Origin of the sequence: Nocardia sp. NPDC056000, from assembly GCF_042269265.1 — a bacterium.
Lineage (GTDB): Bacteria > Actinomycetota > Actinomycetes > Mycobacteriales > Mycobacteriaceae > Nocardia.
This window is the reverse complement of sequence record NZ_JBHJXS010000006.1, coordinates 407,851-425,004: the sequence shown is the minus strand read 5'-3', so window position 1 is coordinate 425,004 and position 17,154 is coordinate 407,851. Positions and strand designations below refer to the sequence as shown.

General features: G+C 66.2%; 15 protein-coding genes. 9 read left to right on the top strand and 6 right to left on the bottom strand.

Annotated elements, in window-relative coordinates; genetic code table 11:
* Positions 1 to 24 precede the first annotated feature (24 nt).
* A complete protein-coding gene (locus ACFC4D_RS20560) occupies positions 25 to 420 on the top strand; it encodes an ankyrin repeat domain-containing protein (protein WP_364644007.1) in 396 nt (131 codons plus the stop codon).
* 48 nt (positions 421 to 468) lie between these two features.
* Here the strand turns inward: ACFC4D_RS20560 and ACFC4D_RS20555 are convergent, their stop codons facing one another.
* Both ACFC4D_RS20555 and ACFC4D_RS20550 read right to left on the bottom strand, forming a co-directional pair.
* Positions 469 to 1,998: an APC family permease gene (locus tag ACFC4D_RS20555; protein WP_376065396.1), complete on the bottom strand. Its 1,530-nt coding sequence runs from the start codon at positions 1,996 to 1,998 to the stop codon at positions 469 to 471.
* 43 nt (positions 1,999 to 2,041) lie between these two features.
* Positions 2,042 to 3,553, bottom strand: coding sequence for an amidase (locus ACFC4D_RS20550; RefSeq protein ID WP_376065395.1), 1,512 nt, complete (start codon positions 3,551 to 3,553; stop codon positions 2,042 to 2,044).
* Between the two features lie 301 nt (positions 3,554 to 3,854).
* Here ACFC4D_RS20550 and ACFC4D_RS20545 point away from each other — a divergent pair, with 301 nt between their 5' ends.
* From ACFC4D_RS20545 to ACFC4D_RS20535, 3 genes are all read left to right on the top strand, one after another.
* Positions 3,855 to 5,324 carry an APC family permease gene (locus tag ACFC4D_RS20545; RefSeq protein ID WP_376065392.1) on the top strand — a complete coding sequence of 490 codons (1,470 nt, stop codon included), beginning with the start codon at positions 3,855 to 3,857 and terminating at the stop codon, positions 5,322 to 5,324.
* A 6-nt stretch (positions 5,325 to 5,330) separates the two neighbouring features.
* Positions 5,331 to 6,059: an IclR family transcriptional regulator C-terminal domain-containing protein gene (locus ACFC4D_RS20540; RefSeq protein ID WP_364643994.1), complete on the top strand. Its 729-nt coding sequence runs from the start codon at positions 5,331 to 5,333 to the stop codon at positions 6,057 to 6,059.
* A gap of 302 nt (positions 6,060 to 6,361) precedes the next feature.
* Complete coding sequence (locus ACFC4D_RS20535) at positions 6,362 to 8,278, top strand: sigma-54-dependent Fis family transcriptional regulator (RefSeq protein ID WP_376065389.1); 1,917 nt, start codon at positions 6,362 to 6,364, stop codon at positions 8,276 to 8,278.
* 17 nt (positions 8,279 to 8,295) lie between these two features.
* On the opposite strand, the gene asnB is transcribed toward ACFC4D_RS20535, so the two are convergent.
* A complete protein-coding gene (gene asnB, locus ACFC4D_RS20530; protein ID WP_364643987.1) occupies positions 8,296 to 10,257 on the bottom strand; it encodes an asparagine synthase (glutamine-hydrolyzing) in 1,962 nt (653 codons plus the stop codon).
* 419 nt (positions 10,258 to 10,676) lie between these two features.
* Here asnB and ACFC4D_RS20525 point away from each other — a divergent pair, with 419 nt between their 5' ends.
* From ACFC4D_RS20525 to ACFC4D_RS20510, 4 genes are all read left to right on the top strand, one after another.
* Positions 10,677 to 11,675, top strand: coding sequence for a cytochrome c oxidase subunit II (locus ACFC4D_RS20525; RefSeq protein ID WP_375968176.1), 999 nt, complete (start codon positions 10,677 to 10,679; stop codon positions 11,673 to 11,675).
* A gap of 13 nt (positions 11,676 to 11,688) precedes the next feature.
* Complete coding sequence (locus ACFC4D_RS20520; protein ID WP_364643981.1) at positions 11,689 to 12,105, top strand: cytochrome c oxidase subunit 4; 417 nt, start codon at positions 11,689 to 11,691, stop codon at positions 12,103 to 12,105.
* A 156-nt stretch (positions 12,106 to 12,261) separates the two neighbouring features.
* Positions 12,262 to 13,059, top strand: a complete 798-nt coding sequence (locus ACFC4D_RS20515; RefSeq protein ID WP_376065388.1) for a ParA family protein — start codon at positions 12,262 to 12,264, stop codon at positions 13,057 to 13,059.
* 9 nt (positions 13,060 to 13,068) lie between these two features.
* Complete coding sequence (locus ACFC4D_RS20510) at positions 13,069 to 13,512, top strand: pyridoxamine 5'-phosphate oxidase (protein WP_376065385.1); 444 nt, start codon at positions 13,069 to 13,071, stop codon at positions 13,510 to 13,512.
* Between the two features lie 5 nt (positions 13,513 to 13,517).
* Here ACFC4D_RS20510 and ACFC4D_RS20505 read toward each other — a convergent pair whose 3' ends face one another.
* Positions 13,518 to 14,363, bottom strand: a complete 846-nt coding sequence (locus tag ACFC4D_RS20505) for a hypothetical protein (RefSeq protein WP_376065383.1) — start codon at positions 14,361 to 14,363, stop codon at positions 13,518 to 13,520.
* 142 nt (positions 14,364 to 14,505) lie between these two features.
* Between ACFC4D_RS20505 and ACFC4D_RS20500 the strand changes: the two genes are divergently transcribed.
* Positions 14,506 to 14,892: a MerR family transcriptional regulator gene (locus tag ACFC4D_RS20500; RefSeq protein ID WP_376065382.1), complete on the top strand. Its 387-nt coding sequence runs from the start codon at positions 14,506 to 14,508 to the stop codon at positions 14,890 to 14,892.
* A 56-nt stretch (positions 14,893 to 14,948) separates the two neighbouring features.
* Here the strand turns inward: ACFC4D_RS20500 and ACFC4D_RS20495 are convergent, their stop codons facing one another.
* Both ACFC4D_RS20495 and ACFC4D_RS20490 read right to left on the bottom strand, forming a co-directional pair.
* Positions 14,949 to 15,773, bottom strand: coding sequence for an SDR family NAD(P)-dependent oxidoreductase (locus ACFC4D_RS20495; RefSeq protein ID WP_375968169.1), 825 nt, complete (start codon positions 15,771 to 15,773; stop codon positions 14,949 to 14,951).
* A gap of 99 nt (positions 15,774 to 15,872) precedes the next feature.
* Positions 15,873 to 17,132 carry an FAD-dependent oxidoreductase gene (locus tag ACFC4D_RS20490; RefSeq protein ID WP_375968168.1) on the bottom strand — a complete coding sequence of 420 codons (1,260 nt, stop codon included), beginning with the start codon at positions 17,130 to 17,132 and terminating at the stop codon, positions 15,873 to 15,875.
* Between the last annotated feature and the right edge of the window lie 22 nt (positions 17,133 to 17,154).

The following is a 17,154-nucleotide window of genomic DNA, read 5'->3' as shown; positions in this document are numbered from 1 at the left end:
CCGCATGGTGGTAGTACTGGACGAATGAGCGCGAACGACCCCGATGCCGACAAGGTCCTCGAGTTGGCCGGTCAGATCTTCGACTTCGCACGCCAGGGTGACGCCGAGAAATTGGGCGCGTACCTGGACGCCGGAGTTCCGGTCAATCTCACCAATGAGAATGGCGACAGCATTCTGATGCTGGCCGCGTACTACGGGAACGAAGCGGCGGTTCTCACGCTGCTCGAGCACGGCGCGGATCCCAATGTGACCAATGACGCGGGCCAAACGCCTTTGGCCGGAGCGGTTTTCAAGGGTGAGAGCGGGATTCTGAAGGCGCTGATCGGAGCGGGGGCCGATCCCGATGCCGGAAGTCCCTCGGCGCGCGATACGGCGGCGATGTTCGATCGCACGGCGTTCCTGGAGAGCTTCCTGAACTAATACAGAATGGGCATCCGCCGGATAGCGGATGCCCATCGTGCTTCGTGGTCAGCGTTCGTGCGTCTCCTCCAGGACGGTGCGGCCCAGCAGGGCGTAGCGGTCCGGATCACGGCGCTTGAGGTACTGCGCCGCGCCGATCCCGCCCACCACGATGGCCCCGACCAGCCACGGTGTCGCTCGCAGCACCAGGGAGCCCGATTCGCTGCCCGCCGCGACACCCATATTCACGATCAGCAGCCCGACCACCGCCAGCATGGCCAGCCCGCCCGTCAGCGGCGCGACGAAGGTGCGGAACCAGTGCCGGGTCTCCGGATGGTTCTTACGGAAGTACCACAGCACCGCGAACGAACAGGTCGACTGCACCACCAGGATCGCCATGGTGCCCAGGATGGCCAGCAGCGTGTAGGTGCCCGAGTACGGATCCTTGCCCGCGAGCCCGAAGCCCAGCACCAGCAGCGCCGCGAACACCGTCTGCACCAGACCCGCGATATGCGGTGAGCCGTGACCCGGGTGGGTGCGGCCGATGGTGCGCTGTAGCGCCGGGATGACGCCTTCGCGGCCCAGGGCGTACAGATAGCGGGCCGCGCAATTGTGGAAGGCCATACCGCAGGCCAGCGATCCGGTCATCATGAGCCACTGCATGGCGATCACGGCCCAGTGCCCGACGTAGGCGGTGGTGGGGTTGAAGAACACATCCATCGGGCTGTCCGACCCGGCCAGCTTCGCCGACTCCTCGATACCGTTGCCGGACATGGCCATCCACGACACCAGCACGTAGAACACGCCAACGCCGAGCACCGCGATCATGGTGGCCTTGGGGATGATCTTCTTCGGATTCTTGGATTCCTCGCCGTACATGGCGGTCGATTCGAATCCGACCCAGGACCAGAAGGCGAAGAACAGGCCGAGCCCCGCCGACGGACCGGCGAAGGCGTTCACCGGATTCAGCGGTTCGAACGAGAAGCCGTCCGGGCCGCCGCCGTGCACGGCCACCGCGATCGCCATGACCGCGAGCACCAGCACCTCGGTGCCGAGCAGCACCACCAGCAGCTTCTCCGCCACCGCGATGCCGAACCAGGTGCCGATGGCATTGACGCCGATCATGATGATCGCGAACACCCACCACGGCACGTGCACACCGAATTGCGCCCCAACGGTATTGGTGCAGAAGCTGGCGAAAATGCCGACCAGCGACGGTTCGAACACCATGTAGGCGAAGGCCGCCAGCAGGCCGGACGCCAGGCCGACGGTGCGGCCCAGACCGTAGGAGATGAAGCCGTAGAACGCGCCGGTCGCGGTGATGTGCTTGGACATGGTGGTGAAGCCCACCGAGAAAATGGCCAGCACCACCATGGCGATCAGGAATCCGGCGGGCGTGCCGGTCCCGGTGCCGGAGGAGATCATGAACGGCACATTGCCGGTCATGGCGGTGATCGGGGCCGCGGTGGCGACGGCCATGAAGACCACGCCGAGCAATCCGACGGCATTCGGCTTGAGGCGATGCACACCCGAAGCGCCGCTCACTGTTTCATCGGGTGCGGCCGGGGTTACCGGCGCTGCCTGTATTTGCTGGGTCATGAACTCATCTCTCTACGAACCGGTTTCAGAGCTATTGGGGAATTCAGTGGATCGAGGGCCGCGTACCGGACCAGGGCCGGGCCTGTTCTATCTGCGCGGCCAGGGATATCAAGCGCAATTCACTGTTCGGTGGACCGATCAATTGCGCCGATAGCGGCAGGCCGCCGCCGGAGAATCCGGTGGGAATGGCGGCGGCCGGATTACCGCACACATTCCAGATATTGGTCCAGCTCGCTGCCGGAAGGGATTTGAGTGCCGCTCCGTGGAAATCCATTCCGGTGAGCTGTCCGACCGGCCAGGCCGGACCGGGCGTGGTCGGAGTGATCAGCACATCGGCGGTATCGAAGAACGGCATGACCGCGCCGATCACCGCATCGGTGGCGGCGCGCGCCGCGCCCAGCGCGACCGGATTGTCGAAAGCCATTGCGTAGAGCGCCAATTCCTTGGTGCGCAGCTCCAGCAGCTCCGGATGATCGGCCCGGCGGGATTCGGCTGCGGGGGAGACCAGCCACATGGGCTCGAAGGCCGCGGTGATATCCGGATAGGCGGGTTCACCGTGAAAGACGTGATGGCCCAGCGATTCCAGCAGTCGGCCGAGCGATTCCAGCGCGGCGGCGGTCTCGGGATCCACCGTCGCGGCGAGGCTGGCGGGTTTCGTGGAGATGGCTATGCGCAGCGGGCCGGGCGGGGTCGCGGCCGCCGCGCTGAACGTGCCGTCCAGCGCGCCCGCACTGTAGATGTCCACGCCCGGAGTCGAGCCCTGAGTGATGTCGTAGAACAGCGCCGAATCCCCGACCGATCGGGACAGGCAGCCGATGACGCCCAGGTTGTTCCACAGTTCCCGATTCGGCGCGGCGCTCACCCGCCCCAATTGCGGTTTGAGACCGAACAATCCGCACCACGAGGACGGCAGCCGGATCGACCCGCCGCCGTCACCGCCCACACCCAGCGGGGCCAGGCCCGCCGCCACCGCGGCCGCCGTCCCACCGGAGGATCCGGCCGTGGAGCGGGATAGATCCCACGGATTGCGGGTGATGCCGTGCGCATCGGATTCGGTGAACGCCCAGATCCCGAATTCGGGCATGGTGGTCTTGCCCAGAATCACCGCACCGGCCGCGCGCAATCGGGCCACGACCGCGCTGTCCCGTGCCGCCGGAACCGAGAACGCCCCGCCGCCGTAGGTGGTGACGATGCCTTCGACGTGGTCCTCGTCCTTCACCACGATCGGCACACCGTGCAGTGGTCCGAGTCGCTCACCGCGCGCCTGCCGGGTGTCGAGGTCGGCGGCCTGGGCCAGCGCCTGCTGCCGCATCACCGTGGTGAAGGCGTTGAGCGCCGGATTCAGCCGATCGATCCGCTCGAGGAACAGGGTGGCGAGTTCGGTGGCCGATACCTGCCCGGCCGCTACCAGGCGGGCCAATTCGGTGGCCGGGGTGAAGGCCAATTCGGCCTCGGCGGGGGCCGCGGTGGCGGGAATCGCACGGGCCACTCCACCGGCCGTCGCTATGGCCGCCGCCGTTTTCAGCGCCAATCCCATTGCGGTGCGCCGCTTCACCGGAAGTCCCCTTCCGTATCGCGATTGGAGCGGCTTTTCTCGGCCACAGCTGATTCCGCCTTCCTGATCAGTGACAGGCACCGGAGTGAGATTCGGTATTTCGATCTACTCGGTGTTGCTGCGGAACCGTAGTAGGCGGCTGTAACGAGGGCATCGTGTCGCGGTGACCGCGAACGAGAGAATTGGGGCGGGAATTCTCTCACCCCGCGATAAATGGCCGTAACCGGAATTAACCTGCCCGACATCGGGATCGAGCACGCTGTGGGACTTCACGTCACAGCAGTAGAGAGTTGGATACAGAATGCCCGCGCCGACGCCGAGTCCGCCACTGGTGGTGCGGCGTTCCTCGCTACGCGGGCTCACTCGCCGCAAACTCCCGTTCCTGCCGGTGTTCGCGCAATCGGTGGCGGCCATCGCGCCGTCCGGAACCGCCGCTGTCACACCGCCTTTCGTGATCAGCGCGGTGGGCGGGGGCGCGAGCGTGCTGGCGTTCGTGGCGGCGGGACTGCTGGCGACCTGTGTGGCGCTGCTGATCCGGCCGATGGCACAGCGGCTCGCGGTGAGCGGCGGGCTCTATACGTATGTGGCGCAGGGACTCGGGCCCACCGTGGCGATTCCGGTCGGCTGGTCCGCGATTGTCGGATACGGCAGCGTGAGCGTGGCGGGACTGATCGCGGTCGGGACCTATGCGGGACAGTTCGCCGAGACCGCGGGGCTGAGCGGATTCGGTTCCACCGCGGCCGTAGTCGCGGTGCTGCTCATCGCGGCGGCCGTGGCGGTGCTGCTCATGGTGCGCGGAATTCGCGTCTCGGCGGGGGCCACGCTGCTGGTCGAATGCGTGTCGGTGGCGGTGGTGCTGGCGCTCATGATCTATCTGCTCACCCGGGGCGGTGGCGGTGCGGGACTGCCGCACGAGTACACCGAGCGTCCGGGCACCGGCAATCTCGCCATGAGCGCGGTGGTGGCGATCAGCGCGTTCGTCGGATTCGAGAGTGCGACCACGCTGTCCTCGGAGTCGTATCGGCCGTTCCGGTCGGTGCCGCGCACGCTGGTGTGGACGCCGGTCGCGGCGGCGGCCATCTACGTGGTGGCGGTGGTCGCGGAATCGATTGCGCTGGGCGGCGGTTCGGCGTTGAGTGCGGGCACCGAGACACCGGTGACGGATCTGCTGCTGCGGCAGGACGCCCGGGTGCTCGCGGCCGTGGTGGATCTGGGTATCGCCGCCTCGTTCTTCGCCTGCACCATCGCATCCACCAACGCGCTGGTGCGGGTGCTGTTCACCATGGGGCGCGAGCGCATCGCGCCCGCGGTGGTGGGGCGGGCGCATCGGCGGTTCCATACGCCCGCGCACGCCATCGTGCTGGCCATGGGTGTGATCACCGGCTGTGCGGTCGGCGCACTGCTGGCGGGCACCGAACCGCAGGACGGTATTCGATCGTTCCTGACGCTCAGCGCGCTCGGTTATCTCGGCAGTTATCTGCCCGCCTGTCTGGCCGGGCCCGCGCTGCTGCGGCGGATTCACGAATCCAGCCGGGCGCTCAATGTGCTGGGTGCGGTGACGGCGGTGCTGCTGGCATTGCTGGTGGGGGCGGCCGCGTTCTCGAATCAGAGCAACAATGCCGAACTGCTGACCGTCTACGCCGCCGTGCTGGGCGCATCGCTGGTCTACACCGCCTGGTTGCGGGTGTTCGCGCCGGATCGATTGCGCGGCATCGGTATCTACGATGAGCCGCGGCGCACCGATCTGCTCCAGACCGCGACGTTCCGGTAGTACGCGATGAAGGATTCGCGCCGCACGAACGCGGTCTCCAATTCCCTGGCCATTCTCGAGGTGGTCGCCGAATGCGGGGTCGGGGTGACCGCCAAGGAGATCGCACATCGCCTGGATATGGCACCGGCGACGGCGTATCGGCTGATCAACGCGCTGGTCGCGGACGAATATCTGGTGCGCACAGCGGATTTGCGCGGCTTCGGGCTCGGCGTGCGATTGCGCGGACTGGCGGGCGCGCTGAACACCCCGGTGGTGCCCGCCGCCGCGCGCGGGTGTCTGGACGAATTCCGTGCGACGACGCGATTCGCGGTGCACCTCATGCATTTCCGCACCGATTCGGTGCAGGTCGCCAATGAGGATCCGGATCATCCGGTGCCGGGGGAGCGCGAACTGGTCCGGCATCCGCATGCCTCGGCCGCCGGGAAACTGCTGCTCTCGACCCGGACCCAGTGGCGGGCAATGATTTCCGATCCGGCGCGGATCACCACGCACACCCATGTGGAGCATGCGGTGCTGGCCGAGGAGATGCGGGTCATTCGCGAGACCGGCTATGCGAGCGCGGTCAATGAACTGGTGCCGGGCATCGCCTGCCTGGCGTATCCGGTGTACAGCGAACACGGCACCGCCGAAGGCGCACTGTGTGTTTCGGGACCGAGCGGCCGGTATGCGGCACTGCTGGAACATGACGAATCGGCTCGTAAGTACGCGAAACTATTGGGCCCGCTGCTGTATTGACGAGTACGGCCGCTTACCGTGCGTAGCGGGTTGACCTGCGCCGTCTTCAATCAGCGCCGCACCACCAGCCCCGACCCTGACGCGAACCTTGGGCGGTAGGTCACGGGTGACAACACTGGCACCGATGGCCGGGGCGGGTGGGCACTCCAACAGGTGCCACAGCCGAATGGGGCACGTATCCGTCAGCGGCTGTGGTCACAGTCGTTGGTGTCATCAGTTTCAGGTGGAATCACCCGGATACGATGTCCCACTTTGGGACACTTGAAGGTGGAAGGCAGCAAACTACGGCGAGAGGGGCACCCGTGAGTCTGGCCGGCCACAGCATCCCGGTCGTGCGTGCGCGCGAAAGCTTCCTCAGCTCGGGCGATCTCCCCGTGGACGGGGTGTCCGGTCTGGTGTCGGCATCCTGGCGGCGATCGGTCGAGGCGGGCGTCAGCGATCTGTCGAATGTGCTGGATCGTGGCTACGTGGGCGATCTCGATCTACAGAGCCGGTTCGTCCAATGCGCGCTGCCCGTAATCGACCGCCTCGAACTGGAATTGAGCGATCTGCCGGTGAGTATCGCGCTCACCGACCGCAATTCGCGCGTGCTGCTGCGGCGCGACAATCAGCGACTGCTGGGCGGGCGGTTCGACACCGTGTTCTTCGCGCCCGGCTTCAATTACAGCGAGGGCGAGGTCGGCACCAATGGGGTCGGCACCGCGCTGGCCTCGGGCAAAGCCGTATTCATTACCGGCCATGAGCATTTCGCGGAGAACATCACCGTCTTCGCCTGCGCGGGCGCACCGATCCGCGATCCGCTGACCGGGCTGGTGCAGGGCGTACTCGATCTGAGCTGCCTGGCCACCGACGCCAGTCCGTTCATGCATTCGCTCGCCCAGCAGGCGGCGCGGAATATCGAGATCGAGCTGCGCGCCAGCGGATCCGTACATCAGCAGGCGGTGCTCGAACATTTCCTGCGGGTCAGCCGCACCGCGCGCGGGCCGGTGGTCTCCCTCGGCGGTGACGTGTTCATGAGCGATACCCGCGCCAATCAGCAACTGCTGCCGCAGGAGAAGGCGTACATCCGCGAAATCGCCTCCGGGCTCAGCGGATTGCGCGACAGCATGGTGCTCGACGTCGAGATGCCCTCCGGCCGCTCCGCTCGAGTGCGACCGGAAACCGTGACCGTCGGCGCGGATATCGCGGGTGTGGTGCTGCGGGTCGATCTCACCGCGCCGGAGCCGAGCGCCCGCCGTGCCCCGGTGAAATCGGTTGGCATGCCCGAGATCCCGGGTGATTCCGCCGCCTGGCGTCGCGTCACCGGCGAGGTGGTGGACGCGGCGCACACCGCCGCTCCCGTGGTGCTCACCGGCGAATCCGGCAGCGGCAAACTGGCTTTGCTCACCGCCGCCCACCGCCGCGCCTTCCCCACCCGCCCCCTGGTCGTCATCGACTGCCGCACCGACCCGGTCGCCCAGGTCCTGAAGGGCCTCGAAGCCACCCGCCTGCCCACCCTGGTCCTGGCCCACCTCGACGAATTCCCCGGCGACTACGACGATCTCGATCGCATCCTCGACGAACGCGGTGAACACGGCTGGCTGGCCGCCACCATGGCGCACACGAACACCGAATGCGCGCACGCGGTTTCGGCCGACGCCACCGGAAACCCCACCCCCTCATCCCCGCATACCCCCACCCCGTCATCCCGCAATGCTCCGACCCCCTCAGCCGGGAATGCTTCGCCCCCGTCATCCCGGCGTGCTTGTGGCCGGGATCCACACGCTCAATTGGATTCCGTCCTGCGACATTTCGACATCTCGGTCAGTGTCCCCCCGCTGCGGCATCGCATCGATGATCTGCCGCAACTGGTTTCGCATCTGCTCGGCGTGCTCGCTCCGCGCCGGACTGTGGCGTGCACCCCCGCCACCTTGCGGGTGCTGCTCGGCCACGATTGGCCCGGAAATATCGCGGAACTGCGAGAAGCGTTGCGTACGGCGCTGACTCGGCGGCCGGTGGGGGATCTGCGCGCGGAGGATCTGCCCGAGACCTGTTTCGTCTCCGGTGGGCGCAGGCTCACGCCCATCGAGGCGGCCGAGCGCAGCGCCATCGTGCGGGCGCTCATGCAGACCGGCGGGAATCGGCGTGATGCCGCGGTGCTGGTCGGGATCGCCCGGTCCTCGCTCTATCGCAAGATCCAGGCGTACGGAATCCGGGTGGGGCAGAAGCTCACCGGGTGAGCGCCTGCCCCGTCGGCTCAGAGGCTGACCGGGTACACCGGCTCCTGGATCTCCGGCTTGATGCGGTCCTCGACGAAGATGCCGTGCCACACCATGAACACCAGCAGCGTCCACAGTCGCCGCGAATGGTCGATCGGGCCGGTGCGGTGCGCCTCAAGCATGGCCAGGATCGCGGGCTTGTTCAGCAGGTGATCGGTGCCGGAGTCGGCGATCTGCTGGCGCGCCCAGTCGAACAGTTCCGGACCGCGCAGCCAATGCCGCAGCGGCACCGGGAAACCCAGCTTCGCGCGGTGCAGCACATGCGGCGGGACGATGCCCTCCAGTGCCTGGCGCAGCGCGTATTTGGTGGTCTCCTTGGTGATCTTCTGTTCGAACGGGATCTGCTCGGCGACCTTGAAGACCTCGGAATCGAGGAAGGGGACCCGCAATTCGAGCGAATTGGCCATGGTCATCTTGTCGGCCTTGACCAGGATATCGCCGCGCAACCAGGTGAACAGGTCCAGATGCTGCATGCGCGCGACCGGATCCATGGCGCGGTCCTGCACGCCGTAGATGGGGCCGGTGACATCCTGATGCGTCCACTCCGGGCGGAATTCCCGCAGTACCGAACGCAATTGGGCGTCATTGAAGCTGCGGGCATTGCCGTAGTAGCGGTCCTCCAGCTTGAGCGAGCCGCGATGCAGCAGGCTCTTACCGCGGGTGCCCTCCGGAATACGGTCCGACAGCAGGCCAGCGAGTTTGCGCACACTCTTGGGCAGATACTCGAACGGCTTGAGCGAGAGCGGCTCCCGGTAGATGGTGTACCCGCCGAACAACTCGTCCGCGCCCTCGCCGGACAGCACCACCTTGACGTGCTTGCGGGCTTCCTTGGCGACGAAGTACAGCGGCACCAGCGCCGGATCGGCGACGGGTTCGTCCAGGTACCAGACGATCTCGGGGATGGCGTTGGCGAAATCCTCCGGCGTCACCATGCGAATGAAATGTTTCGCGCCGATCGCGGCGGCGGTCTCGGCGGCCACATCGGCCTCGGAGTACCCCTCACGCTCGAACGCCGAGGTGAAGGTCAGCAGATTCGGGTTGTGCCGAATCGCGAGCGCCGCGATGGCGGTGGAGTCGATACCGCCGGACAGGAACGAACCGACGGTCACATCGGCGCGCATATGCTTGGCGACCGAATCCTCCAGCGCCGCCGCGATCTCCTTGTACCGGGTGTTCGCGGCGCCGAACGGCCGCACCCGGAACTGCGGATTGAAGTAGCGGGTGAAGCGCGGCTTCTGGCCCGGTTCGATCCAGGCGTAGCAACCGGATTCGAGGCGGCGGATGTTCTTGTGCAGCGTCTCGGGCTCGGGCACGTACTGCAGCACCGTGTAGTGCTCGAGCGCGCGCGGATCGAGGTCGTCGGAAAGCTCCAGCGCCGGAAGCAGTTCCAGCAGGCTCTTCTTCTCACTCGCGAACGCGGTGCCGCCCGGCCCGGTGGCCAGGAACAGCGGCTTGATGCCGAACGGATCGCGCGCGATGAACAGTTTGCCGGTCTCGGTATCCCAGATGGCGAAGGCGAACATGCCGCGCAGGCGTTTGGCGGCCTCGGCTCCCCAGTAGTGGAAGGCCGCGACGATCGCCTCGGAGTCGCCCTCGGTCGCGAACATCGGCTCATCGCCGAATTCGGCCTGGTGCGCGGCCTTCAACTCCTCGCGCAGTTCGAGGTAGTTGTAGATCTCGCCGTTGAAGGTGAGCGCGTATCGCTCCCTGTTCTCCGGCGGGCCCCAGCGCAGCGGCTGATGCGAATGCTCGATATCGATGATGGACAGGCGATTGAAGCCGAAGATCATGCGATCGTCGTTCCAGGTGCCCTTCTCATCGGGGCCGCGATGCCGCTGGCAGTGCAGCGCCTCGTACACCTGCGCCGCCGTGGTCTCGACCGTCCGCCCATCCGGGGTGGTCGCCGTCTGAGCCGTCAGAAATCCGAGCAGTCCACACACTGCGGGCAGAACCTCGTTTCCGGAGTAAAGGAGAGTCGCGCGTCGATACGCGAAACGTACTGTCCGAGTATGCCGCACGCGCGTTGATCGCGCCGCCAGAGGCCGTATCCACGGGTTATGAGGTTCTCGGAGTGTCGAAGCCGACCCCATCACAATGGTGTGCCCGGTTTGGTCTACGCTGCGTAGTACTCGGGAACTCCCGGGGCCGATCCTGCGTTGCGCGCGAACGGTCTCAGAGGTTCCCAGCGTGCTGTAGTTGTGTCGCCCGGCGGTAGGGAGCCCGGGCGATGCCAGTCGAATAGACGACCAGGAAGGCGTTGAGCGTGGCGCACAAGGCGAGCGAAGCGATAGGGGCACGACCCGCCCAGGGTCGGCGGGGCCGCATCCTTCGACGGGCCGGGCTGGCGGTGTCCTTGGGGATGACCGCGATGCTCGTCTCCGGATGCTCGATCGACAACCCGTGGCTTCGATTCGGTTGGCCCTCGGGCGTCACGCCGCAGGCCACCCGGATGCGCGAGCTGTGGACTTGGTCCGTCATCGCCGCTCTGGTGATGGGTGTGATCGTGTGGGGTCTGACCTTCTGGACGATCGCGTTCCACCGCAAGAAGGCGGACTCCCCGGAGTTCCCGCGGCAGACCGGTTACAACGTGCCGCTGGAGCTGAGCTACACGGCGGCTCCGTTCGTGATCATCGCGGTGCTGTTCTACTTCACCGTGGTGGTGCAGAACTACGTGCACGAGAAGGTCTCCGATCCGGATGTCGTGGTCGATGTGACCGCGTTCCAGTGGAATTGGAAGTTCGGCTACCAGAAGGTCGACCTCAAGGGCGGCGCTCCGGTGTACGACGGTGTCGATCACGTCCGTCAGGACATGAACCAGCAGATCAAGGACGAGTACGCGGAGCGCACCGAGGACGGTCACCCGCAACCCGGCCCGAACAACGGTCTGCCCGCGAATGACATCTCGTACCTGAACTACGACAAGATCGAGACCGTCGGCACCTCGAACGAGATCCCGGTCCTGGTCCTGCCGACCGGTAAGAACATCGAGTTCCAGCTGGCCGCGGCGGATGTCATCCACTCCTTCTGGGTGCCGGAGTTCCTGTTCAAGCGGGACGTCATGCCGAACCCGAAGCAGAACAACTCGGACAACATCTTCCAGATCACCAAGATCGAGAAGGAAGGCGCGTTCGTCGGCCGTTGCGCCGAGATGTGCGGCACCTTCCACTCCATGATGAACTTCGAGGTTCGCGCGGTTTCGCCGGAGAACTTCCAGAAGTACCTGGATGCGCGCAAGGATGGCAAGACCAACGCGGCGGCGCTGGAGTCCATCGGGCAGTCGCCGCTGGCGACGACCACCAAGCCGTTCAACACCAAGCGCGATGCGCGTGGCAACGAACTCGCCTCCGAAGTCAAGTGAGGGATGAACTGACATGAAGGTCGAAGCTCGCATCTTCGAACTGCTCGCGGTCTTTTTCGCGATCGTGGGCGTCGTCTACGCCTACTTCACCGCCCAGTCGCGCACCGGCGTCGAATGGGCCGGCACCACCGCCATCGTGCTGACGGCGGGTCTGGCGCTGATCGTCGGCACCTACTTCCGCTTCGTCGCCCGTCGACTGGACCTGCGTCCGGAAGACTATGAAGAGGCCGAAATCGTGGACGGCGCAGGCGACCTGGGCTTCTTCTCGCCCGGTTCGTTCTGGCCCATCCTGCTCGCGGGCGCGGGTTCCATCACCGCCCTGGGCTTCGCCTTCTTCCAGTACTGGCTGATCGGCGTCGGCGTGGTCTGCATCCTGGTCGCCGCGGGCGGTCTGGTGTTCGAGTACCACCTCGGCCCCGAAAAGCACTGATTCGGCGGTATCGAGTCGAACTACGAAGCGCCCCACCGGATTCCGGTGGGGCGCTTCGCGTTGTCCGCGTACTCGGCCGGTGCGGGCGGTATTTCGTGAGTAAACACTCACGCGTCGCAGCACCGGGTCCGGAGCCTGCGGGGCTAGCCTGGCAACATGTTGGCAACCTCTGAAGCGCAGATCGTGGCCCTGTGCAACCAGAAGGGTGGGGTCGGGAAGACGACCTCGACCATCAATCTAGGAGCGGCGCTCGCCGAGACCGGACTGCGCGTGCTGCTGGTCGATCTCGATCCGCAGGGCGCGCTGTCGGCCGGGTTGGGCGTGTACGTCAACGACCTCGAGCTGACCATCTACGACCTGCTCAGCCGGAACGCGCCCTCGGTCGACGAGGTGCTGATGAAGACCGGCGTCGAGAACATGCACCTGCTCCCGAGCAATATCGACCTCTCCGCCGCGGAAATCCAGCTCGTCAACGAGGTCGGCCGCGAACAATGCCTGGCCCGCGTCCTGGACCCCATCCGCGACCGCTACGACTACATCCTCATCGACTGCCAGCCGTCGCTGAGCCTGCTCACCGTCAACGCCCTGGCGTGCGCCGACGGCGTCATCATCCCCATGGAACCGGAATACTTCGCCCTACGCGGCCTGGCCCTGCTCACCGACACCATGGAAAAGGTCCGCGACCGCCTCAACCCCCGCCTACACCTATCCGGCATCGTCGTCACCATGTTCGACGGCCGCCTCCTGCACTCCCGCCAAGTCCTCACCCGAGTCAAAGAGGTCTTCGGCGACCGCGTCTACGACACCCAGATCTCCCGTACCGTCCGCTTCCCCGACGCCACCCTCGCCGGCGAACCGGTAACCACCTGGGCCCCCAAATCCCAAGGCGCCGACCAGTACCGCGCGCTAGCCGGTGAATTGATCTCCCGCACCGGGCAATCCGCGACTACGTAGACTTCGATCGTGACCGATCTCGCTGAATTCGCGCGGCTGATTGCCGGTGATCATGGGTTGTGTGTGGTTTCGACGTCGCGGGCGGATGGGACCATCCAGTCTTCGCTGATCAATGCGGGGGTGTTGGCGCATCCGGATAGTGGTGAGCCGGTGGTGGGGATGGTTTTGCGGGGTGGGACTCGGAAGTTGGCGAATTTGCGGGTGCGGCCGCGGATGTCGGTGGTGGTTCGGGTGGGGTGGGAGTGGCGCACGGTTGAGGGGAATGTGTGGATTGTGGGGCCGGATGATCCGGTGGCGGGGATCGATGGGGAGCGGTTGCGGGTGTTGCTGCGGGAGGTGTTCACCGCGGCCGGTGGGACGCATGATGATTGGGATGAGTACGACCGGGTGATGGCCGAGGATCGGCGGGCGGTCGTGCTGGTGATTCCGGATCGGGTGTACGGGAACGGGTGAGGTGATCACCAGCCGCCGTCGAAGAATGCGGTCAGGGCGGGTGGGGAGTCCGCGGCGGTGGCCGTGTTGACCACCGCGATGGTGATGGCGGCCAGTGATAACACGGTTGCGAGCGTGGCGAATACGGCCAGCGTGCGCCGGGTTCGTTTGTCGGACCCGGTTGTTCGGGCGAAGGCGCGCCAGCACAGTGCGCTCGCCACGATCGCGATGACGCCCGTGGTCGCGGCGATCACGGCCATGGCCGCGTGATATCTGCCGAAGTCGTCGATCATCACGCGCAGGGCGGGAGTGATCCGGTCCTCGGCCAGGTCCTGCCGGATCTGATTCAGGGTGGGCGCGAGATCGCCGCCGGAATCACCGACCGGCAGCATGGGCAGCAACGATGCGAAAGGTGCCGCCACGCCTTGGATATTCGCCATCACGGTCAGCAGCGCGAACAGCGCCAGCAGGCTCACGAACGTTCCGGCGGTGGCGAGCGCGGCACTGATTCCGGCGCCGAGCTCGGCGGCCCGCAGAAATGCCTTCCAAACCAGAACCGCCAGCGCGGCAAGCACTATCAGCAGGAGCCCGGCGATCACAGCCTTGGCAATGTGATACCGGAACCAATAGTCGACCGTATGTTGCAGGCTCGCCGGAAAATCCCCGGACCCGGACGCCCAGTACTCGGCAAACGCCTTCCGAAACGCATCCCGCAGGGCATTCTCATCGGAGAAATCGGCCGAGCCACTCGCCGCGAGCGTGCGCGGGGCGATGACCAGGGCCAGGCTCAGCGCCACAGCCAGGGCGACAAGGGCGACCAGAAGATGACCGGAGACGCCCGCGGACCGCGACCGGATCGCTGTGCTGGACAAGGAGATACCTCCGACCGGTGGGCTGGTGGGCGACGCGCGGTGCCGCAGAGCGGGCGTGCCCGGAAACCTCCTTCGCGAGCCTACAGATAGACGATTCGGGGCAGCTCAGAACATTTGTGCCCGTCCCGTTGTTATGGACGGCATGCGCATTGGAGAGCTGTCGCGGCTGACCGACACCCCGCCCCGTCTGCTGCGGTATTACGAGGAGCAGGGTTTGATCGCCTCGGATCGGTGCGCGAACGGTTATCGCAGCTATGACGAGGCGAATGTGGATCGGGTGGTGCAGATTCGGGGGCTGCTCGCGGCGGGGCTGCCGGTGCGGATCATCAAGCAGATCCTGCCGTGCTTGAAAGCGCCGCGCGATATCCATTTCGAGAATCCCACCCCGGAGATGCTGGCGACCCTGGAGCAGGAGTACGACCGCATGACAGCCCGCATCGCGGCGCTGGAACACAGTCGCGCCGCCGTCGCCGAATATGTCGCGACGGTGCGCCGCAAGGAGTTCGAGCGGTCCCTGCGGGTGGGCTGAAAGGCGGGGTGCCGCACTGCCCGGCACCCCGTCTCCCCTCATCGAGTGGAGCTGGCTCAGATGCCGAGGGCGTGTTTCAACCGGGTGGTGCGGGGTGACATGCCCGCGAGGCCCAAAAGGGCGCGGGGGAAACGGGGTTGGAGCTGGGCGGGCCGGGTGCGGATGGCGGTTTCTATCCAGTGCGCCGCCTCGCTCGCGTCCAGCACCGGTTGTTCGGTGAAGTAGGTCGGCGCGGTGGCGTCGATGCGGAAGGCCGGATAGTGCACGGCGGTGACGTGAATCCCGCGCGGGGAGAGTTCGGCGTCGGCGCACTGCCCGAAGGTGGTCCAGGCCGCCTGCGAGCTGGCATAGGACGCGAAATTCGGTGCGGCGCCGGTGGTCAGGCTCCAGGGGCCGACATTCACCACATGACCGGAACCGCCCGCGAGCATGGCGGGCAGCAGGCCCAGGGTCAGCCGGAGCGGGCCGAAGTAGTTGGCGGCCATGGTGCGCTGGTAATCGCTGAAGCGATCCAGCGATTGCAGGACCGGGCGGCGGGATGGGCGGCCCGCGTTATTGATCAGCACATCGATGCTGTCGAAATCGGTGACCAGCCATTCGACCAGCTGATCCACATCACCGAGCGCGGACAGATCGCAGCGATTCCAGTGCGCGCGCCCACCGGCCTCGATGATGTCGGCGCAATCGGCGGCCAGTTGACTCCCGCGGCGCGCGACGAGGAGCACCTCTGCGCCGTGGGAGGCGAGTAATCGCGCTGTGGCCCGGCCTATTTCGGAGCAGGCGTCGGTGATCACGATGCGTTTGCCCGCGATCGAATCGACGGCGGGACGCGGACGGCGAGCAGTGCGGAATTCCATCATGGACAGGCAACCTTCAGTCATGAATGAGCCGAACCATGCACCGATACCCCGCCGACAGTACCGATACCGTCCGCACCACCCGGCTGCTAGCCGATTGCTGGCGGTGCGGCGGAACACATTCTAATCGGTCGGGTCATAACGCCGGGCGCGTTCGGCCAGGCAGATTTCATCGATCGAGGACACGATGTCCCGCAACAGTTCCGAGGGCAGCGCGGCCGGGCGCAACCGGCAGGTGAAGGTGATGAAGCCATGATCTTCGTTATCGAGTTCGCGCAGGTAGTGCGAGCGCACCCCGTAGGTGAGCGCGGAAATCACGGTGAAGCAACCGGTTTGCTCACGATGCCCGGAGAACAGATCGTGCAGCTTGTGGAAGACCCTGGGGTAGGTCGACATCGGCGCGAACACCGAAATGCGGTATGCCGAACCACGTTCGGAGGAACTGATGACCGTATCGGCCAGGTACTCCGCATCGCGCAGCGTCAGCACCTTCGGAGCGAACATGAGCGCACCGGCCGCGGCATTGCGCACCGGCATACCGGCGCGCCCGCCCGCCGATGCGGCGATGGCGCCCAGCGACTTTCGAGCCCGCGAGCCGACCTCGCGCCGCGCGCGCAGCGACAGATTCGGCGCGGTCGGATGCAGGCTCGACCACTGCCCGAAGCGCACCGTGCCGAGCTGCACGGTGCCGGTGCCGACCGGCCGCGCCACCTTCAGCGGTGCGGTGTCCACCCAGCGCCCGACCTGGAGCATGGCCTCACCGGGTGACTGAATCTCCTTGTACGCCTGCTCCACGAAGGTGTCGAAGTCCAGGAAGCGATGCGCGTCCGTGGTGAGCCAGGTGCGGTCCTTGTCCACCTCGGTCACCCCGAGGGTGAGCGCGGTGATGATGCCGGTGCGCCCGCCGCCGCCCAGGATGCGGTGGAAGCGCTCGGTGTGATGATTGCGCCCGCAGGTGCCGAAACGCCCGTCCTGATCGACGTATTCGACCTCGACGACGTTATCGCTGAACATGCCGAAGCGATGCGAGGCGGCGCTGAGCCCGCCGACCGCCGCGAAACCGCCCGCGGTGATATCCCGGTGGTCGCCGACGATGGGCAGGCCCAAACCGTGTGCGCCCAAGGTGCGGTCGATATCGGACAGGCGCGCGCCCGCCTGCACCCGCACGGTGCGGGCGTCGGCGTCCACGACCTGGACCCGGTTCATCTTGCGCAGCGAGAGCACGGTGCCCTGTTCGGGCAGTGCGAGCTCTTCGTCCGGTCGCTCCCCACCGCGGATGATCAGCGGTTTCGTCGATTTGCGCGAATCCCGAACGGTACGAACCACATCCGCGGTGTCGCGCGGCAGGAACTCGGCCGGGAGGGTGGAGAAGGACGTGCTCATGGCGCTACAGCTAACCATAGTC

Bases quoted from the DNA above. Each gene is read 5' to 3' on its own strand.
- ACFC4D_RS20500 (WP_376065382.1), top strand. From the start codon at position 14,506: ATGCGCATTGGAGAGCTGTCGCGGCTGACCGACACCCCGCCCCGTCTG.
- ACFC4D_RS20495 (WP_375968169.1), bottom strand. From the start codon at position 15,773: ATGACTGAAGGTTGCCTGTCCATGATGGAATTCCGCACTGCTCGCCGT.
- ACFC4D_RS20490 (WP_375968168.1), bottom strand. From the start codon at position 17,132: ATGAGCACGTCCTTCTCCACCCTCCCGGCCGAGTTCCTGCCGCGCGAC.
- ACFC4D_RS20545 (WP_376065392.1), top strand. From the start codon at position 3,855: ATGCCCGCGCCGACGCCGAGTCCGCCACTGGTGGTGCGGCGTTCCTCG.
- ACFC4D_RS20515 (WP_376065388.1), top strand. From the start codon at position 12,262: ATGTTGGCAACCTCTGAAGCGCAGATCGTGGCCCTGTGCAACCAGAAG.
- ACFC4D_RS20520 (WP_364643981.1), top strand. From the start codon at position 11,689: ATGAAGGTCGAAGCTCGCATCTTCGAACTGCTCGCGGTCTTTTTCGCG.
- ACFC4D_RS20540 (WP_364643994.1), top strand. From the start codon at position 5,331: ATGAAGGATTCGCGCCGCACGAACGCGGTCTCCAATTCCCTGGCCATT.
- ACFC4D_RS20525 (WP_375968176.1), top strand. From the start codon at position 10,677: ATGACCGCGATGCTCGTCTCCGGATGCTCGATCGACAACCCGTGGCTT.
- ACFC4D_RS20560 (WP_364644007.1), top strand. From the start codon at position 25: ATGAGCGCGAACGACCCCGATGCCGACAAGGTCCTCGAGTTGGCCGGT.
- ACFC4D_RS20555 (WP_376065396.1), bottom strand. From the start codon at position 1,998: ATGACCCAGCAAATACAGGCAGCGCCGGTAACCCCGGCCGCACCCGAT.